This window comes from Pseudomonas sp. A (assembly GCF_056270345.1).
Window position 1 is genome coordinate 5,485,012 of the sequence record NZ_CM149873.1, and the last position, 22,580, is coordinate 5,507,591.

Below are 22,580 nucleotides of genomic sequence, written 5' to 3' on the forward strand. Positions count from 1 at the left end.
GCGCGAAGAGGCCGGCACAGGAAACAGAAACAACAAGGGCGCCTTGCGGCGCCCTTGTGGCTCAACTCATTCCCACTCGATAGTGGCCGGCGGCTTGCTCGACACGTCGTAGGTGACGCGGGAGATACCGTCGATTTCGTTGATGATACGGCCGCTGACGGTTTCCAGCAGCTCGTACGGCAGGTGCGCCCAGCGCGCGGTCATGAAGTCCACGGTCTCGACGGCACGCAGGGCCACGACCCAGGCGTAGCGACGGCCGTCGCCGACGACACCGACCGACTTGACCGGCTGGAACACCACGAACGCCTGGCTGGTCTTGTGGTACCAGTCGGCCTTGCGCAGTTCTTCGATGAAGATGTGGTCGGCGCGACGCAGGATGTCGGCGTATTCCTTCTTCACTTCACCGAGGATGCGCACGCCCAGGCCCGGGCCCGGGAACGGGTGGCGGTAGACCATGTCGTACGGCAGGCCCAGCTCCAGGCCGATCTTGCGCACTTCGTCCTTGAACAGCTCGCGCAGCGGCTCGACCAGCTTGAGGTTCATCTCCTCCGGCAGGCCACCGACGTTGTGGTGCGACTTGATCACGTGGGCCTTGCCGCTCTTGGCGCCGGCCGACTCGATCACGTCCGGGTAGATGGTGCCCTGGGCGAGGAACTGGATGTTGTCCAGCTTGCTGGCCTCGGCATCGAACACGTCGATGAAGGTGCGACCGATGATCTTGCGCTTTTTCTCCGGGTCCGCTTCGCCTTCCAGGTTGTCGAGGAACTGCTTCTCGGCATCGGCGCGGATCACCTTGACGCCCATGTTCTCCTTGAACATGGCCATCACCTGGTCGCCTTCGTGCAGGCGCAGCAGGCCGTTGTCGACGAACACGCAGGTCAGCTGGTCGCCGATGGCGCGGTGCAGCAGCGCGGCAACCACGGACGAGTCGACGCCGCCGGACAGGCCCAGCAGGACGTTGGCCGAACCGACCTGTGCGCGCACCTGGGCGATGGCGTCCTCGACGATGTTCGAGGCGGTCCACAGGGCTTCGCAGCCACAGATGTCCTGGACGAAGCGCGACAGGATGCGACCGCCTTGCTTGGTGTGGGTCACTTCCGGGTGGAACTGCACGCCGTAGTAGCCCAGGGCGTCGTCGTACATGCCGGCGATCGGGCAGCTCGGGGTGCTGGCCAGTACGCTGAAGTTGCCCGGCATCTGGGTGACCTTGTCGCCGTGGCTCATCCACACGTCCAGGCCCAGCACGCCGTCGTCATCGACATGGTCTTCGATGCCGTCGAGCAGGCGGCTCTTGCCGACCACGTCGACACGGGCGTAGCCGAACTCGCGCAGGTCGGAACCTTCGACCTTGCCGCCCATCTGCTCGGCCATGGTCTGCATGCCGTAGCAGATGCCCAGCACCGGGACCTTCAGGTCGAACACGGCCTGCGGGGCGCGCGGGCTGTTGGCTTCGTGGACCGACTCGGGGCCACCGGCCAGGATGATGCCGCGCGGGTTGAATTCGCGGATCGCTTCATCGTCCATATCGAACGGGTGCAGTTCGCAGTACACGCCGATCTCGCGCACGCGGCGGGCGATCAGCTGGGTGTACTGGGAACCGAAATCGAGGATCAGGATGCGGTGAGCGTGAATGTCGAGGGCCATGACTCAATCTCGTCAGTGGAAATCGGAAACGACACGGGGCTGTCATGACAGCCCCGCTTGCTATTGCTGGAAGCCTCAGCCTACGCGGTAGTTAGGGGCTTCTTTGGTGATCTGCACGTCATGCACATGGGACTCGGCCATGCCGGCACCGGTGATGCGCACGAACTCCGGCTTGGTGCGCATCTCTTCGATGGTCGCGCTGCCGGTGTAGCCCATGGACGAACGCAGGCCGCCCATCAACTGGTGGATGATCGCGGCCAGGGCGCCTTTGTATGGCACACGGCCTTCGATGCCTTCCGGTACCAGCTTCTCGGCACCGGCCGAGGAGTCCTGGAAGTAACGGTCGGAGGAGCCTTGCGCCTGTGCCATGGCACCCAGCGAGCCCATGCCGCGGTAGGCCTTGTAGGAACGGCCCTGGAACAGTTCGACTTCACCCGGTGCTTCTTCGGTACCGGCGAACATCGAGCCCATCATCACGCACGAGGCGCCAGCGACGATGGCCTTGGACAGGTCACCCGAGAAACGGATGCCGCCGTCGGCGATCAGTGGCACGCCAGTGCCTTCCAGTGCGGCGGCGACGTTGGCGATGGCGCTGATCTGCGGCACGCCGACACCGGCGACGATACGGGTGGTGCAGATCGAGCCTGGGCCGATACCGACCTTGACCGCGTCGGCGCCGGCTTCAGCCAGGGCCTTGGCGGCGGCGCCGGTGGCGATGTTGCCACCGATGACCTGCACTTGCGGGTAGGTTTCCTTGACCCAGCGAACGCGGTCGATCACGCCCTTGGAGTGACCGTGGGCGGTGTCCACCACCACCACGTCAACGCCAGCGGCCACCAGGGCGGCAACGCGCTCGCCGGTGTCCTTGCCGGTGCCGACCGCGGCGCCGACGCGCAGGCGACCCTGGTCGTCCTTGCTGGCCAGCGGGTAGGCCTTGGCCTTCTCGATGTCCTTGACGGTCATCATGCCCTTGAGGGCGAACTTGTCGTCGACGATCAGGACTTTTTCCAGGCGGTGCTTGTGCAGCAGCTCGCGGACTTCGTTCTTGTCGGCACCTTCGCGGACGGTGACCAGACGCTCTTTGGGGGTCATCACGTCGCGGACCTTGGCGTCCAGGCGGGTTTCGAAGCGCACGTCACGGGAGGTGACGATGCCGACCAGGTCGCCGTTCGCCAGTACCGGAACGCCGGAGATGTTGTTCAGGCGGGTCAGGTCGAACAGGTCGCGCACGGTGGCGTCGGCGTCGATGGTGATCGGGTCCTTGACCACGCCGGCCTCGAACTTCTTGACCTTGCGTACTTCGCCGGCCTGCTGCTCGATGGTCATGTTCTTGTGGATGATGCCGATGCCGCCTTCCTGGGCCATGGCGATGGCCAGGCGCGCTTCGGTCACGGTATCCATGGCGGCGGAGACCAGGGGAATGTTCAGCTCGATGCCACGAGTCAAACGGGTCTTGAGACTGACTTCATTGGGCAGTACCTCGGAGTAGCCAGGTACAAGGAGGATATCGTCGAAGGTCAGGGCTTCTTGGCTGATACGCAGCATCGCGGGGGCTCCCGGAAGGGGAAAAATGGAAGCGCGCCATTATACCCATCCATGGCGCGCCGCTCAATGCAAAATAAGGGCCTTCGGTCAGCCTTGCGGCAGTTTTACCTGCACCACCGCCACCGGCTGGTCCAGCCAGTCGGCGAAGCTGTCGAGGAAGGCCTGGGTGAACCCGGCCTCGCCCCAGTTGTTGAAGATGAACCCCAGGTTGGAAAAGGCACACGGCTGCAGGTAGAGAAATCCATTGATGTCATCCTCGAATCCGCACAGCGGGCAGGTGAAGTTGTCGCTCACCCCCGGCATCCATTCCTCCAGGCTCTCGAACAGCGGCTCGCCCACCTCCCGCCGGCATTCCGGGCAGCCGGCCTCCTCGAGAAATCCGTCGGTAGGGGTATAGATGCAGCGCTTGAGCATCACCTCAAGGCCATTGACCTGTGCGCCGAACGGCAGCTTCTCGGGGTGCAGGGCCACCTTGCGCGCCCCTTCGGCCAGGGCATGGCCCATACGATTGCCGGTCCGACCGCAGGTGCTCAGTTGCTCCTCGACGATCTTCTCGCGCACCAGCCAGCGCAGGATGGCGCGGGCACGGGCTTCGTGAACCGGCACGGTGGACAGCTTGGGGACGATGATGCTTTGGGTGTTCATGCTTGAGGCGGGCCTGCGAACTGCGGTAATCACTCAATTCTACCGTCTGCTCAGGCGCTCAGGTAGCGACCGATCAACGCCAGGCCGCTGGCCAGCACCAGCCAGGTGATCAATCGCACGAAGGCCTCGCGGGATAGCCTCAGGGTCAGCCGCCGTCCCAGCCAGGTACCGGCGAACATCACCGGCAACAGGCAGGCGGCCAGCAGCAACAGGCTGACGTCGGCATATACCCCGGCGATCAGAAACAGCGACAGGCGCACCACTGTGCTGCAACTGATCAGTGCGACCTGGGTCGCCCGCACCTGCTCCTTGGCCTCCAGCCGTGCGCTGAGGTAGATCGCGTATAAAAAGCCACCACTGCCGAACAGGGCGCCGAACAACCCGCCCACCGTGCCCATGGGCACCGCCCAGGCGGCCGACAAGCTCGCCGGCCGCACCTTCACCGCCAGGCCATAGACCGCGTAGGCAGTGACGAACAGCCCCATCAGCAACAGCAGGACATCCGACTTCAGGCGCAGCAGGAACACCACGCCCAGCGTGCAGCCCACGGCCATGAACGGCAGCAGCCGCAGTAACTCGCCGCGCACCACGTCACGCCGCGACGGCAGCAGGTTGCCGAAAGCGGCGACGAAGTCCAGCAACACCAGCAACGGAATGATCCGCGACAACGGCATGAAGTGGATCAGCACGGGGCCGGCGACCAGCGCGGTGCCGAAGCCGGCGATGCCGAAGACGATATAGGCCACCCCCACACCCAGCAGGATGGGTAGCCAGTCGAGCGTGGAAAACGACAATTGAGCGAGCATCGCGACAGTTCCTCGGGAGACCACTGAAGGTTAGCCAGCGACAAGCCATGCCGACTAATATGCCTTTACGCCATGAGCCATCTGGAAAAGGCATGACATGACTTCGATCCGTCAGTTGCGCTATTTCGTCGAAATTGCCGAGGCCGGCAGCTTCAGTGCCGCCGCCGAGCGGCTGTACATCGCCCAGTCGGCCCTCAGCCGACAGATCAAGGAGCTGGAGCTGCACCTGGGGTCCGCACTGTTCGAGCGCACCGCTCGCCAGCCACGGCTGACCGCCGCCGGGCTGGCCTTCCTCGACCGCGCCCGGCGCCTGCTGGCCGACCTGGACAAGGCCGAACGCCTGGCCCGCGAAGTTGGCCAAGGCCTGCGCGGCAGTTTGCGTCTGAACCACTCCAGCACCGTGCCGCTGACCGGGCAGTTGCTGCAGCGCCTCGGCACCTACCTCGAGGCTAACCCTGGCGTATCCCTGGAAATCGCCCAGCAATCGTCGGAAGCGCAGCTGGAGGACATCGCCGAGGGACGGCTGGAGATCGGCCTGTTGCGCCTGCCAGTACTGCGCCAGCACGAGGGCGTGGAACTGCATGCGCTGTTCGACGAGCCCCTGCTGCTGGCGGTGGCGGCGAGCCACCCACTGGCCACGGCGGCCAGTGTTCGGTTGGGGCAACTGCGCGAGGAACGCTTCATCTCCATCCCCCATCGTCAGCGCGGCGGGCTGAGCTACCTGTCGGCGTCGCTGTGCATGAACGAGGGATTCTATCCCCAGGCGGCGCAGGTGGTGTCGCGCAAGACCACGCAACTGCAGTTGATCCAGGCCGGGTTCGGGGTAGCTTTGTTGCCGGCAAGCATGCGCGAGATCGCCCCGCCCTCGGTCACCTTCGTGCCGCTGGCCGAGGCCTGCCAAAGTACCGTGGCGCTGGCTTGTCGGCGGGATGCCGGGGAGCTGGTGCAGCAGTTTGTGGCGGCGATGAAAAAGTGAGGTCTCGGCGCAAACACCCTGTAGGAGCGGCCTTGTGCCGCGAAAGGGCTGCAAAGCAGCCCCGGCAATCTCTACGGCAACGCTGAAAAACTGGGGCTGCGTCGCAGCCCTTTCGCGGCACAAGGCCGCTCCTACAATGATCGCGCCATGCCGCGACGACCGGGCCAGGAACAGACAACCGGGACCGATGTCCTTTATGATGCCCGGCATGATCAGAGACCCTTTCGAACGACTCGGCCTGGACCGCGAGGTCCTCACCGTCAGCCAGCTCAACGGCCGCGCCCGCGTGCTGCTCGAGGACGTGTTCCGCAGCGTCTGGGTGGAAGGCGAGATTTCCAACCTCGCCCGCCCGGCCTCCGGCCACATGTACTTCACCCTCAAGGACAGCGGCGCGCAGATCCGCTGCGCGCTGTTCCGGCAGAACGCCGCCCGTGTGCGCCAGGCCCTGCGTGACGGCCTGGCGGTAAAGGTGCGCGGCAAGGTTTCGCTGTTCGAGGGCCGCGGCGACTACCAGCTGATCCTCGACACCGTCGAACCGGCCGGTGACGGCGCCCTGCGCCTGGCCTTCGAGGCACTGAAGGAAAAGCTCGGCGCCGAGGGGCTGTTCAGCACCGAACGCAAGCAGCCGCTACCGGCCCACCCGCAGCGCATCGGCATCGTCACCTCGCCCACCGGCGCGGTGATCCGCGACATCATCAGCGTGTTCCGCCGCCGCGCGCCGCAGGTCGAACTCAATCTGATCCCTACCGCAGTGCAAGGCCGCGAGGCCATCGCACAGATCGTCCGTGCCCTGCAGATGGCCGACCGGCAGGGCTTCGACGCGCTGATCCTGGCCCGTGGCGGCGGCTCGCTGGAAGACCTCTGGTGCTTCAACGAAGAGGCCGTGGCCCGTGCCGTGGCCGCCTGCGTGACGCCGATCGTCAGCGCCGTGGGCCATGAAACCGACGTGTCGATCAGCGACTTCGTCGCCGATGTGCGCGCCCCCACGCCTTCGGCCGCCGCCGAGCTGCTCGCCCCCGACAGCAGCGGCCTGCAACAACGCCTGGACAGCCTGCAGCGGCGCTTGTTGCTGCGCATGCAGAGCCGCCTGGCCCATGACCGCCTGCGCGTGGAGGGCCTGGCCCGGCGCCTGCGCCACCCGGGCGAACGCCTGCGCCAGAAGGCCCAGCGCCTGGACGATCTGGACATGCGCCTGCGCCGCGCCTTCGCGCTGACCATGAGCCAACGCCACGAACGCCTCGGCCGCCTGGACATGCGCCTGGCCGCGCAACACCCGGGACGCAACCTGAAACTGCTCAAGCAACGCCTGGACAGCCTGGCCGAACGCCTGCCACGGGCCATGCGCGAGGTGATCAAGGACCGTCGCCAGCGCTTCCAGGCGCAGTTGCAGACGCTGCAGGTGGTCAGCCCATTGGCCACCCTCGCCCGCGGTTACAGCATCCTCCTCGACGAGCGCGGCCAGGCCATCCGCAGCGCCGCGCAGACCCACAACGGCCAGCGCCTGACCGCCCGCCTAAACGAAGGCGAGCTCAAGGTGCGGGTCGAGGACAACCACCAGACTCCGGTCACTCTCTCCCTACTGGACTGACACATGCCCCGCCTGTTCGCGCCCCTGCTCGCTTTTGCCCTGCTGCTGCCACTTACCGCGGCCCAGGCCAGCTACATCACCCGCACCCTCGACAAGCCGGTGCCCGGCGGCGTGGCAGTGATCGACCTGGGCCCCTCCACCAGCGCCCCCACGGCCCGCTTCGACGGCAAGCCGGTGTTGGTGGTGAAGGAGCAGGACAAATGGCTGGCCATTGTCGGCATCCCGCTCACCCAGAAGCCCGGCAGCGCCGTGCTCAGCCAGGGTGGGCGCGACATCCGCTTCAGCGTGGGCAGCAAGAAATACCCCGAACAGCACATCACCCTGAAGAACAAGCGCCAGGTCAACCCCGAGCCCGAGGACCTCAAGCGCATCGACCGCGAGCTGGCCGAGCAGATCAAGGCCTACCGCAGTTTCAGCCCGACCCTGCCGAGCAACCTGATCCTCGACAAGCCGGTCAACGGCCCGCTGTCGAGCAAGTTCGGCGTGCGCCGCTTCTTCAACGGCGAGGAGCGCAACCCCCATGCCGGCCTGGATTTCGCCGTGCCCGCCGGCACGCCGATCAAGACCCCGGCCAATGGCAAGGTGATCCTGGTGGGCGACTACTTCTTCAATGGCCGCACGGTGTTCGTCGACCATGGCCAGGGCTTCATCAGCATGTTCTGCCACATGTCGAAGATCGACGTGAAGCCGGGGCAGGTACTGCGCCGTGGCGAGGTGGTCGGCCGCGTGGGCTCCACCGGCCGGGCGACCGGGCCGCACATGCACTGGAACGTCAGCCTCAACGATGCGCGGGTGGATCCTGCGATCTTCATCGGCGCGTTCCAGCCCTGAGACGTGTGCCATCTGGGCCGGCCCCTTCGCGGGTAAACCCGCTCCCACAGGTACAGCGCCATTCCTGTGGGAGCGGGTTTACCCGCGAAGGGGCCGGCACGGCCAACATCAATCACTTTGTGTTGCGCCATCGAAAAATACTGCGCAATATTAAAGAAACCGAACAAAAATATCAGCCATAAAATCTCGAGAAATCGCATTTTTTAAGCATTCCTCTCAATTTCCCCGCAGTGCTTGCCATCCCCCAACCCACTGGTTAGGGTTGAGCCTATGAACATCTTCAGCACCCTGCTCCGACAACATCGCAGCCTCTGCCTGGTCAGCGCCCGACTACCAGGGTGAATCGCGTCGCCTCGCCTTTTTCTCTCGTTTTCGTTTGGCAGGCCCGATCACGGCCGCACATAAAAAGGATTGCTTCCATGACCATGCTCAAAGACCCATCGAAGAAGTACCGCGCGTTCCCGACCATCGACCTGCCCGACCGTACCTGGCCGTCGAAGACCATCACCCAGGCGCCGATCTGGTGCAGCTCCGACCTGCGTGATGGCAACCAGTCGCTGATCGAGCCGATGGACTCGGAGAAGAAGCTGCGGTTCTGGAAGACCCTGGTGCAGGTGGGCGTGAAGGAAATCGAAGCCTCGTTCCCGTCGGCCTCGCAGACCGACTTCGACTTCGTGCGCACCCTGATCGAAGACGGCCACATCCCGGACGACACCACCATCCAGGTGCTGACCCAGGCCCGTGAAGACCTGATCGCCCGTACCTTCGAATCCCTGCGCGGGGCCAAGAAGGCCATCGTGCACCTGTACAACGCCACCTGCCCGTCGTTCCGCCGCATCGTCTTCAACCAGGACAAGCAGGGCGTGAAGGACATCGCGGTCAACGCCGCCAAGCTGTTCGTCAAGTACGCCGCGCAGCAGCCGAATACCCAGTGGACCTTCCAGTACTCGCCGGAAACCTTCAGCGCCACCGAACTGGAGTTCGCCAAGGAAGTGTGCGACGCGGTGATCGAGGTGTGGAACCCGACCCCCGAGCACAAGATCATCCTCAACCTGCCGGCCACCGTCGAAGTCGCCACGCCGAACGTCTACGCCGACCAGATCGAATGGTTCTGCCGCAACATCAACCGTCGCGACAGCGTGATCATCAGCCTGCACACCCACAATGACCGTGGCACCGGCATCGCCGCCACCGAGCTGGGCCTGATGGCCGGCGCAGACCGCGCCGAAGGCTGCCTGTTCGGCAACGGCGAGCGCACCGGCAACGTCGACCTGGTGACCCTGGCGCTGAACCTCTACACCCAGGGCATCGACCCGCAACTGGACTTCTCCGACATCGACGGCGTGCGCAAGGTCGTCGAAGAGTGCAACCAGCTGCCGGTACACCCGCGCCACCCGTACGTCGGCGACCTGGTCCACACCGCGTTCTCCGGCTCGCACCAGGACGCCATCCGCAAGGGCTTCGCCAAGCAGCAGGACGGCGAACTGTGGGAAGTGCCGTACCTGCCGATCGACCCGGCCGACATCGGCCGCAGCTACGAGGCGGTGATCCGCGTCAACAGCCAGTCGGGCAAGGGCGGCATCACCTACCTGCTCGAGCAGGAGTACGGCATCAGCCTGCCGCGCCGCATGCAGATCGAGTTCAGCCAGGTGGTACAGGGCGAGACCGACCGTCTCGGCCTGGAAATGACCGCCGAGCAGATCTACAAGCTGCTGCAGAAGGAATACCTCCAGGCCAACGCACCGTATGCACTGGTCAGCCACCGCCTGCAGGAAGAGAACGGCAGCAGTCACGTGCAGGTGGAAGTCTCCGGTGAAGGCGAGACCACCCTGCACTGGCACGGCAAGGGCAACGGCGCCCTGGAAGCGCTGGTCGCCGGCCTGCCGGTCAGCGTGGAGATCATGGACTACAACGAACACGCCATTGGTGCCGGCACCAACGCCAAGGCGGCGGCGTACATCGAACTGCGCGTGGCCGGCGGGCGTCCGGTGCACGGCGTGGGCATCGATGAGAACATCACCACCGCCAGCTTCAAGGCACTGTTCAGCGCGCTGAACCGGTCGCTGAGCCAACAGCAGGCGAAGGCGGCGTAAGCCATCGCCGATGAACGAAGCCCGCACATGATGCGGGCTTTTTCATGCCTGTTGCTTTGGCCTGCGTCCGCCCATGTAGGAGCGGCCTTGTGCCGCGAAAGGGCCGCAACGCGGCCCCAGCGATCTTTGCATGAACACTGAAACCAGGGCCGCTGCGCGCCCCTTTCGCGGCACAAGGCCGCTCCTACAGGGCGATCGGCCACCCTGCAAGGCGCAACTGCAGGCGAAAAAAAGGGGCGCCGACCAAGCGCCCCACAAGCCGTGTAGCACACAACGAAATCTGTCAGTCCAGCAGCGCCATCGCCTCGGCGCTGCACGCCTCGATCCGCGCCCAGTCGCCGTTCTTGATCCAGCTGCTGTCGAGCATCCAGGTGCCGCCCACGCACATCACATTGGGCAGGGCCATGTAGTTGCGCACGTTGGCCGGGTTCACCCCGCCGGTCGGGCAGAAGCGAATGTCGCCGAACGGGCCGGCAAAGGCCTTGATCGCCGCCACGCCACCACTGATCTCCGCCGGGAACAGCTTGAAGCGACGGTAGCCGAGGGCATAGCCCATCATGATCTCCGACGGCGTGCTGATGCCCGGCAGCAGCGGAATGTCGCTGTCCACGCCCGCCTCGAGAATGTCCTGGGTGATGCCCGGGGTGACGACGAACTGCGCGCCCGCGGCCTCGACGGCGGCGAACATGCCACGGTCGAGCACGGTACCGGCGCCGACGCACAGTTCCGGACGCTGCTCGCGCAGTACCTGGATGGCCTTCAGGCCGTGCTGCGAGCGCAGGGTCACTTCCAGGGTGCGGATGCCGCCGGCGGCCAGGGCGTCGGCCAGGGGCAGGATGTCTTCCTCACGGGCGATGGTGATCACCGGCAGGATGCGCGCCTTGTCGCAGATCGCGTCGATCCGCGCGGCTTTGTCGGCCATCGAGAGCAAAGGCTGTGGGCGTTCGAGGGTGGTCATGACAATGGGTCCTTGGCTCATGGGCACCAGTAGATGTCCAGGGGGTCGTGAAGAAAGGCGCGAATCGGCATTTCGGTTGGGTCTTCCGCCGCCAGGGCGGCACACAGGGTGGCGAGCTTGCCCGCGCCTTGCACGGACAGGGCGATGAAGCCGGCGCTGGCCAGCAGCGCGCGGGTCATGCTCAGGCGTTGGTGCGGCACGCTCGGCGCCAGCATCGGCAGGCAGCGACGCTCGCCGACCTTGGCCAGGCCCTGGCGCAGGTTGGGGCTGGCCGGGAACAGCGAGGCCGTGTGGCCGTCGTCGCCCATGCCCAGCACCAGCACATCGATCGGCGGCAGGTCGGCGAGCACCTGGTCGGCCTGCTCGGCGGCGGCTTCCAGGGTCGCGGCACTCTGGTACAGGCCGATGAAACGCGCCTTGGCCGCCGGGCCCTTGAACAGGTGACGAGCCAGCAGGCCGGCGTTGCTGTCGTCGTGCGCCACCGGCACCCAGCGCTCGTCCGCCAGGCTCACGGTGACTTTCGACCAGTCCAGCACCTCTGCCGCCAGTTTCTCGAGAAACGGCACCGGGCTGCGGCCGCCGGACAGCACCACGCAGGCCTGGCCCTTGCTGGCGATGGCCTGGCGCAGGCGCTCGGCCACATCATGGGCCAGGGTCGCCGCCAGGGTTTTCGCATCAGCCAGCTGATGCGCCCTCACCGTCGCCGGCAGTTGCAGTTCAGATATCGCCATACCAGGCCCTCCCATCGCGAGTGATCAATGCAATCGAGCTCATCGGCCCCCAGGAACCGGCCGCATAGGGCTTGGGCGCGTCGCCGCTGGTCTTCCAGCCGGCGATCAGCTGATCGCACCATTTCCAGGCGTATTCGATCTCGTCCTTGCGCACGAACAGGTTCTGGTTGCCGCGCATCACTTCCAGCAGCAGACGCTCGTAGGCGTCGGGAATCCGCGCGCTGCGCCAGGTGTCGGAGAAGTTCAGCTGCAGCGGGCCGCTGCGCAGCTGCATGCCCTTGTCCAGGCCCTGCTCCTTGGTCATCACCCGCAGCGAAATGCCTTCGTCCGGTTGCAGGCGGATGATCAGCTTGTTGCCGATCTGCAAACGCTGTTCCGGGGCGAAGATGTAGTGCGGGGTTTCCTTGAAGTGGATGACGATCTGCGACAGCTTCTGCGGCATGCGCTTGCCGGTGCGCAGGTAGAACGGCACGCCCGACCAGCGCCAGTTGCGGATATCGGCGCGCAGGGCGACGAAGGTCTCGGTGTCGCTCTGGGCGTTGGCGTTGTCCTCTTCCAGGTAGCCCGGCACCGGCTTGCCGTCGCTGAAACCAGCGATGTACTGGCCGCGCACCACATGGGTGCTCAGGCCTTCGCCGGTGATCGGTGCCAGTGCCTTGAGCACCTTGACCTTCTCGTCGCGGATGCTGTCGGCCGACAGGTCGCTGGGCGGGTCCATGGCGATCAGGCAGAGCAGCTGCAACAGGTGGTTCTGGATCATGTCGCGCAGCTGGCCGGCCTTGTCGAAGTAGCCCCAGCGGCCCTCGATGCCGACCTTCTCGGCCACGGTGATCTCCACATGGGAGATGGAATTCTGGTTCCACTGGGTTTCGAACAGGCTGTTGGCAAAGCGCAGGGCGATCAGGTTCTGCACCGTTTCCTTGCCCAGGTAGTGGTCGATGCGGTAGACCCGGCTCTCGGGGAAGAACCGCGCCACGGCGTCGTTGACCCGACGCGACGACTCCAGGTCATGGCCGATGGGCTTTTCCAGCACCACCCGGGTGCGCGAGGCCAGGCCGGCCTTGTCGAGGTTCTCGCAGATCGCGCCGTAGACTGCCGCCGCCGTGGCGAAGTAGGCGATCAGCGGCTGCCCGCTCGGCGCCTGTTCGGCCAGGGCCTGGTAGCCCTCGGGCTCGACGAAGTCCAGGTGCAGGTAGCTCAGGCGCCCGAGGAAGCGCCCCAGGGAAGCGGCATCGATCTCCGCCTCCGGCACATGCCGACGCAGATGGGCTTCGATGTTGTTCAGGTGTTCCTGCACGCTGCCCGGCTCGCGGGCCAGGGCCAGCAGGCGGGTGTCCGGGTGCAGGAGGTCGGCGCGGTCGAGCTGGTAGAGCGCGGGAAACAGCTTGCGCAACGCCAGGTCGCCGAGGGCGCCAAAGAGGGCGAAGGTGCAGGGTTCGACACTGATCGCAGCCATGATGTTGGTTCTTTTATAAATGTTGGACTAGGAATACCGGTTTCAACCCTGCTTTTCAAGGGTTAATGTAGTAAAAACCACAACATCGAATACAGCCATTACAGACAAGTGGTGTGACAATCTTACCGACAGTACGATACACGCCAGCGCAAAAAGCCTGCTTCCCGACCCAAGGACACACCATGGACCGCGTGCGTAACCTCCTGGAACAGATCCAGGGCCGCCTCGACGAGCTGAACAAGGCCGAACGCAAAGTCGCCGAAGTCATCCTGCTCAACCCGCAACAGGCCACCCGCTTCAGCATCGCCGCCCTGGCCCAGGCGGCCAAGGTCAGCGAACCGACGGTCAACCGCTTCTGCCGCTCGTTCGGCGTCAGCGGCTACCCCGAGCTCAAGCTGCAGCTGGCGCAAAGCCTGGCCAGCGGCGCCGCCTATGTCAGCCGCGCGGTGGAGGCCGACGATGATCCGGCCGCCTACACCCAGAAGATCTTCGGCAGCGCCATCGCCTCGCTGGACAGCGCCTGCCAGGCGCTCGACCCGCAGCAGGTCAGCCGCGCCGTGGACATGATGATCCAGGCCCGGCAGATCCACTTCTTCGGCCTTGGCGCCTCGGCCCCCGTGGCCCTCGACGCCCAGCACAAGTTCTTCCGCTTCAACCTTGCCGTGTCGGCCCACGCCGATGTGCTGATGCAGCGCATGCTGGCCTCGGTGGCCCACACCGGCGATCTGTTCGTGATCATTTCCTACACCGGGCGTACCCGCGAACTGGTCGAGGTGGCGCGCCTGGCCCGGGAAAACGGCGCCTCGGTGCTCGGCCTGACCGCCGCCGGCTCGCCCCTGGCCCAGGCTTGCAGCCTGAGCCTGCACATTCCGCTGCCGGAAGACACCGACATCTACATGCCGATGACCTCGCGGATCATCCAGCTCACCGTGCTCGACGTGCTCGCCACCGGCATGACCCTGCGCCGCGGCGTGGACTTCCAGCCGCACCTGCGCAAGATCAAGGAAAGCCTCAACGCCAGTCGCTACCCGATCGAGGACGACGACCTCAACTGAGCCGGTGCGCCTGCAGCCGCAGGTGCGCCCGCTCGCCCGGCGCCAGGCTCAAGCCCTCGCCACTGCCGCTGGCCGCCTCGACACAGACAAAGCCCTGGCATTCGCGCCCGGTCACGCCCATCAACGGGCGATTGCCTGGGTGCCAGACCACGGTGTCGTCGCTGTCGCCGGTGTCGATGCACAGCTCGCGCTGCCAGGCCGGATCCTGCAACTGCACCTTGGGTGTACCGGGGTAGACCTTCTGGCAGCCACCCTTGAGGGTCAGCGCGCCATCCTCGCGGCAGGCCTGGCGATTGAGGCGATCGTAGCCTTGGATATCCTCGAGTCCGGACAGCGCTATCTTCGACACGTCGCTGATTCGCCAGTAGGCCAGCAGCGCATGGCTCAACTGGCAGGGCTCGCTGTCCTGGTGCTCGGTACTCAGGCTCAGCTCCATGCTCGCGCCGAGCCGGGCGTGCAGGTCGACCTGCCAGTCGCACAGGTCAAGGCGCCACTTCAGGGTCACGCCTTGCTCGTCCTCACGACTGTCCACCAGCTTCCAGTCAAGCAGGCGCGCCCAGCCGTGGGCCGGCCACAGGTCCTCGCTGGGATGACGGCCATACCACGGCCAACACACCGGCACGCCACCGCGGATGGCGCCCACCTGCGGCCACTGCTCGGCGCACCACAGCCAGGGCTTCTCGCCGGCCGGCTGGAAATGCAGCAGTTGCGCGCCCTGGCGGCTGAACACCGCCTGGCAGCACGGGTGGTCGATGATCAGCACATCGCGCTGCTGGTAACGCTCCCACTCGAAGGTTGGCCTGGGCCGTTGCGAAGTGAAGAAGCGATGTAGCGGATGTTCAGGCATGGTTCCAAGCTCTTTTGTTGTTCGAGATAGCGCTGTCTCGGCCCGTGCCCGCTAACCACTGCTGGCCAGTGGTTAGCGGGAGGTCGAGATGGATGGCGTAAATTTACAACAATTTTTCTCAGAATGACGACTGAATCTTCAACCCCGCGACCAGCGCGTTATCCACCTGGTCGACACCGCCCGGGCTCTTGATGTACTGCAGGTTCGGGCGCACGGTCAGCCAGTTGGTGACGTGGAAGCCGTAGTAGAGCTCGGCGTTGTACTCGGTGCGCTGCAGCGGCTTGAAGCCCGGGTTGTCGTAGTCATTGATACCGCTCTGGGCATTGAGCAGCTCGGCGCGCTTCTTCACGTCGTCGTTGACGTGGATGCGGGCGATGCCGAAGCCGATGTCGTCCTTGGGCCGAGCGTCGAAGGCGCCCTTGTAGACCAGACCGACCTGCTGGTAGTTGTCGACAACGTTGGTGGCCTTGTCATGCACGGTGAAGTTGGCGAACAGGCTCAGGCCGCGATTGACGTCGCCGGCATGGGCGGTGACCTGCTGCTGCGCCACCACCCACCAGCCGTGCTTGCTGGAGTGCGACTTGAACGCCGCGCCGGTCAGCGCCTGCGGGTTGCCGTTGATGTCGTCATACACATCGTCGGCCTTGGCGGTGCTGTAGTAGTAGCCCAGGCGGTACTCGCCCGGCAGGCCGTTGACCTTCGGCGACCACACCGCCTCGACCGGCAGGATCGCGCCCTTGGTGCCGCTGCCGCTGAGCTTGAAGCCGTTGCCGGTCTCCAGGTTCGACGGGTTCTGCTCGTAGGCGCCGACCTGGACGAAGAATTCCGGGGTGATGTTGTACTTGACCCGCAGCGCCCACTGGCTGACCGGCCAGTTGTACCAGATGCCGCCGACCCAGTTGCCCACCTGCGAGCCACAGAAGGCCAGGTTCTGGAAGTCGCAAGGGAAGCTGTTGAAGTCCTCGCCCTCGCCGAAGCGGCCGAATTTCACGTCCAATGCGCCGTCGAAGTACTTCTGCTTGATCCACATCTGGGTCAGGCGCCAGGTCTGGCCCCGGCCCCAGACTTCCTGCACCGAGCTGAACTGCCCGGCGCGCGGGTCGCTGATGCGGTCGTTGGACAGGTTGCGGCCGCTACGCTCGGTGATCGCCAGTTTGAACTCGGTGTCCTTCCAGCCGAAGATCTTCTCCAGGTCCAGGTGCGCGCCGAGGGCGAACTGGTCGCTGTAGCGCGCGGTCTTGTCGTCGTTGTAACCGCCGTTAAGGTTGCCGGCCACCTCGCCGACGTAGTCGAGGGTGAAGTCGTAGCCCTTCTCCAGCAACTCGGTGCGGGTGCCGCCCCAGTCGCCGGTCATCCATTTCGATTCCGACGAGAAAGCCTCGGCGGCCTGGGCCCCGCTGCTGCCGACCACGGCCAGCAGTGCCAGTGAACCCAGCGTCCTGATGCGATTGCGATGTTCCATCCCTTTGCGTCCTCTTTTCTTGTTATTAACAGAACGGTTTAACGGCGTTCGTCTGTAGGAGCGGCCTTGTGCCGCGAAAGGGCTGCGAAGCAGCCCCAGGTCTTGGCATCCTTCAGCATTGCTGGGGCTGCTGTGCAGCCCTTTCGCGGCGCAAGGCCGCTCCTACAGGGTATGACCGCCGTCCTTAACGGCCTTTGAAACGCGTCACGTTGTCCTTTACTGCGGTGGCAGATAGGTCCAGGCGTTCGCCGCTGCTGGCGTCGAACAGCAGCACCCGCGCCGGGTCGAACTGCAGGTTGAGGCTGTCGCCGACCCGGCACGCCACATCCGGCGCCAGGCGGCAGCAGACCTTGGTCTGGTTGAGGGTGACGAACACCAGCAGGTCCGGCCCGGTGGGCTCGGTGACCTGCACTTCGGCGCGGATGCCCGGCAGGCCATTGCCCTGCTCCGCCCCCAGGGTGATCTGCTCCGGGCGCACGCCGAGGATGATCTCGCGGCCTTCCAGTTCGTCCGCCGCCACGCCCAGCGGCAGCTCGCAGCGCGCCTGGCCGCTGTCAAGCAGGGCCAGCACGCGGCCGTCCTGCCGGGTCAGGCGCACCGGGATGAAGTTCATCGGCGGCGAACCGATGAAACTGGCGACGAACAGGTTGGCCGGGTCGTTGTAGATCTGCTGTGGCGTGCCGAACTGCTGGATGATGCCGTCCTTCATCACCGCCACCTTGTCACCGAGCGTCATCGCCTCGATCTGGTCGTGGGTGACGTACACCGTGGTGGTCTTCAGGCGCTGGTGCATCAGCTTGATCTCGGTGCGCATCTCCACCCGCAGCTTGGCGTCGAGGTTCGACAGCGGCTCGTCGAACAGGTAGATCTTCGGCCGGCGCGCCAGCGCCCGGCCCATGGCCACGCGCTGTTGCTGGCCGCCGGACAGCTGCCCGGGCTTGCGCTCGAGCAGGTGCTCGATCTGCAGCAACTTGGCGACCCGCGCCACCTCCTCGTCGATGGCGGCCTGGGGCATCTTGCGGATCTTCAGGCCGAAGGCGATGTTGTCGCGCACGTTCATGGTCGGGTACAGCGCGTAGGACTGGAACACCATGGCGATGTCGCGGTCCTTGGGGCTCATGCCGCTGACGTCCTCGTCGTCGATGAGGATCGCCCCGCCGCTGATGCTTTCCAGGCCGGCGATGCAGTTCATCAGCGTCGACTTGCCGCAGCCCGAGGGGCCGACCAGGATCAGGAACTCGCCGTCCTTGATCGCCAGCTGGATGTCCTTGAGCGTGTCCGGCAGGCCCACGCCGTAGGTCTTGTGCACATTGCGAAGTTCGAGTGTTGCCATGACTTACCCCTTGACCGCGCCGGCAGTCAGCCCGCGCACGAAATACTTGCCCGCGACCACATAGACCAGCAGCGTCGGCAGCCCGGCGATCATCGCCGCGGCCATGTCGACGTTGTATTCCTTGGCCCCGGTGCTGGTGTTGACCAGGTTGTTGAGGGCCACGGTGATCGGTTGCGAGTCGCCGCTGGAGAACACCACGCCGAACAGGAAGTCGTTCCAGATCTGGGTGAACTGCCAGATCAGGCAGACCATGATGATCGGCGTCGACATCGGCAGGATGATCCGCCCGAAGATGGTGAAGAACCCGGCGCCGTCCAGGCGCGCCGCCTTGACCAGCGCCTCGGGAATGCTCACGTAATAGTTGCGGAAGAACAGCGTGGTGAAGGCCAGGCCGTACACCACGTGCACCAGCACCAGCCCGCTGGTGGTGCTGGCCAGGCCCAGCTTGCCGAGGGTGAACGAGGCCGGCAGCAGCACGGTCTGGAACGGCAGGAAGCAGCCGAACAGCAGCAGGCCGAAGAACAGCTGCGAGCCACGGAAGCGCCACATCGACAGCACATAGCCGTTGAGCGCGCCGATGGCGGTGGAGATCAGCACCGCCGGCACGGTGATCAGGATCGAGTTGACGAAGTAGCCGCTGACCGTGGCCCAGGCCTTGCTCCAGCCGATGGCGGTGAATTCGGTCGGCCAGCTCAGCAGGTTGCCGCTGCCGATGTCCTCGGGGGTCTTGAAGCTGGTCAGCAGCATCACCACCAGCGGCACCAGGTACAGCAGCACGGCCAGCAGCAGCACGGCATGAATGGCGATACGGCTGAGGTTCAGTGCGGGTTTGTCGGTCAGGCTAGTCATGGCGTTTGCCCCGCAATTCGGAATACAGGTACGGCACCAGGATCGCCAGGATGGCGCCGAGCATCAGGATCGCGCTGGCCGAGCCCATGCCCATCTGCCCGCGGCTGAAGGTGAACGAGTACATGAACATGGCTGGCAGGTCCGAGGAGTAGCCAGGGCCGCCGGCGGTCATCGCCGCCACCAGGTCGAAGCTCTTGATGGCAATGTGCGAAAGGATCATCAGCGAGCTGAAGAACACCGGGCGCAGGCTGGGCAGCACCACGGTCCAGTAGATGCGCGGCAGGCTGGCGCCATCGAGCTGGGCGGCGCGGATGATCGACTGGTCGACACCGCGCAGGCCGGCGAGGAACATCGCCATGATGAAGCCCGAGGCCTGCCACACGGCGGCGATCACCAGGCAGTAGACCACGCGGTCGGGGTCGATCAGCCAGTCCAGGCGAAAGCCTTCCCAGCCCCAGTCGCGCAGCAGCTTGTCCAGGCCCATGCCAGGGTTGAGCAGCCACTTCCAGGCGGTACCGGTAACGATCATCGACAGGGCCATGGGGTAGAGATAAATGGTGCGGATGAATCCTTCGCGGCGGATGCGCTGGTCAAGCAACACGGCGAGGAACACGCCGATGGCCAGGGTGATGCCGATGAACAGGCCGCCGAACAGCAGCAGGTTCTTGCTCGCTACCCACCAGCGGTCGTTGTCGAACAGCCGGGCGTACTGCGCCAGGCCCGCCCACTTATAGGTGGGCAGGAAGGTCGAGGTGGTGAACGAGAGGACGAAGGTCCACAGGATGTAGCCATAGAAGCCCACCAGGACGATGAACATGCTCGGCGCCAGCACCAGCTTCGGTAGCCAGCGCTGCAGCGCATCCAGGGGGGAGGCCCGCAGGCGGGCGGTTGCTGTGGTCATGATTGCACACCTGGAAAAGGGTCAGCACATCACCTGTGGGAGCGGGTTTACCCGCGAAGCAGACACTGCGGTGCCTGGCACCGGCTATGCCGGTGTTCGCGGGTAAACCCGCTCCCACAGGGATCTCGCCAGCCTCGGCGTTGGCTATTGGGCGGCTTTGACTGCCGAGTAGAGCTTCTTCGCCGCATCCGCAGGATCGGCCTTCGGATCGTTGATGTAGTTGGTCACCACATCGAAGAACGCCCCCTGCACCGCCAGCGTGGTGGCCATGTTGTGCGCCATGCTCGGTTGCAGGCCGCCGGACTTGGCGTCGGCCAGGAAGTCCTTGGCCGCGGTCTGGGCGCAGCTGTCGAAGCCATGCTTGCCCATGTCGGCGAGCATGTCGTTACGCACCGGGATCGAGCCCTTGTTGATGCTGAAGACCTTCTGGAAATCTTCGCCCAGCACCTTGCGGGCGATGTCCTGCTGGCCCGCCGCCGTGCCCTTGTCCTTCTGCTTGAACACCACCAGCGAGTCGATGTTGTAGAGGAAGGCCTGGTCGGTGCCGGGGAAGGCCACGCACTGGTAGTCCTTGCCGGCGGTCTTCTTGGCCAGGGTCCATTCGCTCTTGGCCCAGTCGCCCATGATCTGCATGCCGGCCTTGCCGTTGATGACCTTGGCCGCCTCCAGGTTCCAGTCCTGGCCCTTGCCGTCAGGGTCCATGTAGGTGGCGACTTTCTTCAGCTCGGTGAGCGCCTTGACCATCTCGGGGCCGGTCAGGGCCTTTTCGTCCAGTTCGACCAGCGCTTTCTTGTAGCCTTCTACGCCCATTACCGAGAGCACCACGCTCTCGAACACGGTGCTGTCCTGCCACGGCTGGCCACCGTGGGCCAGCGGGATGAAACCGGCAGCCTTGAGCTTATCGCCGGCGGCGTAGAACTCCGCGAGGGTGGTCGGCGCCTTGTCGATGCCGGCCTTCTTGAACACTTCCGGGTTGATCCACAACCAGTTGATGCGGTGGATGTTCACCGGCACGGCCACGTAGTCGCCGTCGTACTTCACGGTGTCGGCGACCTTCTTGTCGAGCAGACTGTCCCACTTCTCTTCCTTGGCCACGTCCTTGAGCACATCGGGATCGAGCAGGCCGGTGGCGGCCCAATCCTGGATATCCGGCCCTTTGATCTGCGCGACTCCAGGTGGGTTACCGGCCACGGCGCGGCTCTTGAGCACGGTCATGGCGGTGGCGCCACCACCGCCGGCCACGGCGCCGTCCTTCCAGATGAAACCGTCCTTCTCGACCTGGGCCTTGAGCACATCGACCGCGGCCTTTTCGCCGCCGGAGGTCCACCAATGGACGACTTCCACGCTGCCTTTGGAGTCGGCGGCCTGGGCACTGAGGGAGAACAGGGAGGCGAAGGAGATCGCGGCGGCGAGACGAAGCGTCGAATGCATGGGAATACCTTTCTTGTTGTTATGCGAGGCAAGACTGTCGCTTGCATGGCATGGAGTGTAAGGAGCCCGCGCCAGCCTTCAGGTAACGAACGGATGCGCGAATGTCATCATCTGGTTACATGGCCAGGGCCGTGGCCAGGCTCGGCGCCAACGGCAGGCGCGGCAGCAGCAGGGCCTGGTAGGCGTGGTAGAGGTCGGGCTTGCCGCCCCAGATGCGCGCACTGGGCAGCAGCGCCGGGTCCAGCTCGTGGTGCCAGCTGCCATGGCCGCGGTCGATGAAGTGGCTGGCGATGAAGTCCCAGAAGCAGCGGTACCAGTGTTCGTATTGCGCTTCGCCGGTACGCCGCAACAGGGCCGCGGCGGCGGCGCTGGCCTCGGCATGCACCCAGTGCAGGCGCTCGCGCACCACCGGGCGGTTGCGCCAGTCCAGGGTGTAGACCAGCCCCGGTGCGCCATCGGCCTGCCAGGCATGCTTGCAGGCGCTGTCGAACAGTCCCCTGGCGGCAGGCAGCAAGGACTCCGGCGCGGGCAGTTGCGCCCGTTGCAGGGCCGCTTCCAGGTGCAGTATCAGGCGTGCCCATTCGAAGGCATGACCGGGCGTGGTGCCGTAGGGGCGGAAGCCGTCGGCGGGGTTGTCGCGGTTGTAGTCGGGCAATGCCTGCCAGTGCTCGTCGAAATGCTCGGTGACCCGCAAACCGTCGGCGGCAACCTGGCCAAGGATCAAGCGCTCGACCATTCGCAGGGCGCGGTGCAGCCACAGCGTGTCGCCGGTCACGTCGGCCAGGGCGAGAAACGCCTCGACGCCGTGCATGTTGCTGTTGGCGCCACGGTAGGCTTCTGCCTGCTGCCAGTCACGGGAGAACGACTCGCGCAGGACGCCCTCCTCCTCGCACCAGAAGCGCTGCTCGATGACCCGGACCACGGCCTCCAGCAGTGCCTGGGCCGGTGTGACACCCGCCACCACCGCCGAACTGGCGGCAAGGGCGACGAAGGCATGCAGGTAGGCGGCCTTGCCGGTGTCGCCGTGGCCTTCGGGCTGGGCGTACCAGCCATCGTGCTCCTGGTCGCGCAGCGGGCCTAGCAGGGCCTCGACGCCATGCTCGACCAGCTCGCGGCAACCCGGAACGCCCTGGATATGCGCCAGGGCGAAGCTGTGGGTCATGCGCGCGGTGTTCATGGTCTCGGCCAGGGCACAACGGGGCAGCCGGCCTTCGTCGTCGAGGTTGCCGAAACCCTGGGGCAGCCGCGAAGCCCTGGCGAAGGCGAGCAGGCGCAGGGCCTCGGCGTCGAGCCAGGCATGGTGTGTCGGGGAGTCGATCCAGCGGTTGGCCATGGGTGCACCCTCCTTGTTGTTGTCAGCCGATTCTAGTCAGCCGTCCTGGCTGGCATGTCACGAAGGCCTGCCGAATTGTCACCATGTAGTGACATC

19 protein-coding genes are annotated in these 22,580 nt (G+C 65.3%); 5 read left to right on the top strand and 14 right to left on the bottom strand.

Annotation, left to right across the window (positions count from 1 at the left end; genetic code table 11):
- Window positions 1–66: 66 nt before the first annotated feature.
- The 4 genes from guaA to AC0MAZ_RS24475 form a co-directional block, all read right to left on the bottom strand.
- The gene (gene guaA, locus AC0MAZ_RS24460; RefSeq protein WP_050704158.1) at window positions 67–1,644 is read right to left on the bottom strand and encodes a glutamine-hydrolyzing GMP synthase; all 1,578 of its coding nucleotides are present in this window, start codon (window positions 1,642–1,644) and stop codon (window positions 67–69) included.
- 75 nt (window positions 1,645–1,719) lie between these two features.
- Window positions 1,720–3,189 carry an IMP dehydrogenase gene (gene guaB / locus AC0MAZ_RS24465; protein WP_050704157.1) on the bottom strand — a complete coding sequence of 490 codons (1,470 nt, stop codon included), beginning with the start codon at window positions 3,187–3,189 and terminating at the stop codon, window positions 1,720–1,722.
- 87 nt (window positions 3,190–3,276) lie between these two features.
- Window positions 3,277–3,834: a sugar ABC transporter ATPase gene (locus AC0MAZ_RS24470; protein WP_110738328.1), complete on the bottom strand. Its 558-nt coding sequence runs from the start codon at window positions 3,832–3,834 to the stop codon at window positions 3,277–3,279.
- 50 nt (window positions 3,835–3,884) lie between these two features.
- On the bottom strand, window positions 3,885–4,640 hold the full coding sequence (locus AC0MAZ_RS24475) for a sulfite exporter TauE/SafE family protein (protein WP_203650958.1): 756 nt from the start codon (window positions 4,638–4,640) through the stop codon (window positions 3,885–3,887).
- A 97-nt stretch (window positions 4,641–4,737) separates the two neighbouring features.
- Here AC0MAZ_RS24475 and AC0MAZ_RS24480 point away from each other — a divergent pair, with 97 nt between their 5' ends.
- The 4 genes from AC0MAZ_RS24480 to leuA all read left to right on the top strand — a co-directional run bounded on the left by AC0MAZ_RS24480 (window position 4,738) and on the right by leuA (window position 10,128).
- Window positions 4,738–5,616: a LysR family transcriptional regulator gene (locus tag AC0MAZ_RS24480; protein WP_475859501.1), complete on the top strand. Its 879-nt coding sequence runs from the start codon at window positions 4,738–4,740 to the stop codon at window positions 5,614–5,616.
- A gap of 208 nt (window positions 5,617–5,824) precedes the next feature.
- Window positions 5,825–7,204: an exodeoxyribonuclease VII large subunit gene (xseA, locus tag AC0MAZ_RS24485; protein ID WP_475859502.1), complete on the top strand. Its 1,380-nt coding sequence runs from the start codon at window positions 5,825–5,827 to the stop codon at window positions 7,202–7,204.
- A 3-nt stretch (window positions 7,205–7,207) separates the two neighbouring features.
- Window positions 7,208–8,035, top strand: a complete 828-nt coding sequence (locus tag AC0MAZ_RS24490; protein ID WP_232855956.1) for a M23 family metallopeptidase — start codon at window positions 7,208–7,210, stop codon at window positions 8,033–8,035.
- Between the two features lie 419 nt (window positions 8,036–8,454).
- Window positions 8,455–10,128: a 2-isopropylmalate synthase gene (gene leuA / locus AC0MAZ_RS24495; RefSeq protein WP_186713889.1), complete on the top strand. Its 1,674-nt coding sequence runs from the start codon at window positions 8,455–8,457 to the stop codon at window positions 10,126–10,128.
- 283 nt (window positions 10,129–10,411) lie between these two features.
- On the opposite strand, the gene AC0MAZ_RS24500 is transcribed toward leuA, so the two are convergent.
- Genes AC0MAZ_RS24500 through zwf form a run of 3 tightly spaced genes read right to left on the bottom strand, consistent with a single transcriptional unit; the run spans window position 10,412 to window position 13,273 of the window.
- Window positions 10,412–11,086, bottom strand: coding sequence for a bifunctional 4-hydroxy-2-oxoglutarate aldolase/2-dehydro-3-deoxy-phosphogluconate aldolase (locus AC0MAZ_RS24500; protein ID WP_050704151.1), 675 nt, complete (start codon window positions 11,084–11,086; stop codon window positions 10,412–10,414).
- Between the two features lie 17 nt (window positions 11,087–11,103).
- On the bottom strand, window positions 11,104–11,817 hold the full coding sequence (pgl, locus tag AC0MAZ_RS24505) for a 6-phosphogluconolactonase (RefSeq protein ID WP_232855957.1): 714 nt from the start codon (window positions 11,815–11,817) through the stop codon (window positions 11,104–11,106).
- Window positions 11,804–13,273, bottom strand: a complete 1,470-nt coding sequence (gene zwf / locus AC0MAZ_RS24510) for a glucose-6-phosphate dehydrogenase (RefSeq protein WP_186734093.1) — start codon at window positions 13,271–13,273, stop codon at window positions 11,804–11,806. The genes pgl and zwf overlap by 14 nt, the downstream gene beginning before the upstream one ends.
- A 191-nt stretch (window positions 13,274–13,464) precedes the next feature.
- On the opposite strand from zwf, the gene hexR reads away from it, so the two are divergent.
- On the top strand, window positions 13,465–14,328 hold the full coding sequence (gene hexR, locus AC0MAZ_RS24515) for a DNA-binding transcriptional regulator HexR (RefSeq protein ID WP_172402443.1): 864 nt from the start codon (window positions 13,465–13,467) through the stop codon (window positions 14,326–14,328).
- Here the strand turns inward: hexR and AC0MAZ_RS24520 are convergent.
- The 7 genes from AC0MAZ_RS24520 to AC0MAZ_RS24550 form a co-directional block, all read right to left on the bottom strand.
- Window positions 14,321–15,175: a D-hexose-6-phosphate mutarotase gene (locus tag AC0MAZ_RS24520; protein ID WP_203650942.1), complete on the bottom strand. Its 855-nt coding sequence runs from the start codon at window positions 15,173–15,175 to the stop codon at window positions 14,321–14,323. The genes hexR and AC0MAZ_RS24520 overlap by 8 nt on opposite strands.
- A 118-nt stretch (window positions 15,176–15,293) precedes the next feature.
- Window positions 15,294–16,637, bottom strand: coding sequence for a carbohydrate porin (locus AC0MAZ_RS24525; protein ID WP_203650940.1), 1,344 nt, complete (start codon window positions 16,635–16,637; stop codon window positions 15,294–15,296).
- A 184-nt stretch (window positions 16,638–16,821) separates the two neighbouring features.
- Window positions 16,822–17,970 carry an ABC transporter ATP-binding protein gene (locus tag AC0MAZ_RS24530; RefSeq protein WP_232855958.1) on the bottom strand — a complete coding sequence of 383 codons (1,149 nt, stop codon included), beginning with the start codon at window positions 17,968–17,970 and terminating at the stop codon, window positions 16,822–16,824.
- A 3-nt stretch (window positions 17,971–17,973) separates the two neighbouring features.
- A complete protein-coding gene (locus AC0MAZ_RS24535; protein WP_203650935.1) occupies window positions 17,974–18,819 on the bottom strand; it encodes a carbohydrate ABC transporter permease in 846 nt (281 codons plus the stop codon).
- Window positions 18,812–19,720 carry a carbohydrate ABC transporter permease gene (locus tag AC0MAZ_RS24540; protein WP_050704143.1) on the bottom strand — a complete coding sequence of 303 codons (909 nt, stop codon included), beginning with the start codon at window positions 19,718–19,720 and terminating at the stop codon, window positions 18,812–18,814. The genes AC0MAZ_RS24535 and AC0MAZ_RS24540 overlap by 8 nt, the downstream gene beginning before the upstream one ends.
- A 144-nt stretch (window positions 19,721–19,864) precedes the next feature.
- A complete protein-coding gene (locus tag AC0MAZ_RS24545; RefSeq protein WP_475859507.1) occupies window positions 19,865–21,151 on the bottom strand; it encodes an ABC transporter substrate-binding protein in 1,287 nt (428 codons plus the stop codon).
- 115 nt (window positions 21,152–21,266) lie between these two features.
- Complete coding sequence (locus AC0MAZ_RS24550; RefSeq protein WP_475859509.1) at window positions 21,267–22,484, bottom strand: D-mannose isomerase; 1,218 nt, start codon at window positions 22,482–22,484, stop codon at window positions 21,267–21,269.
- Between the last annotated feature and the right edge of the window lie 96 nt (window positions 22,485–22,580).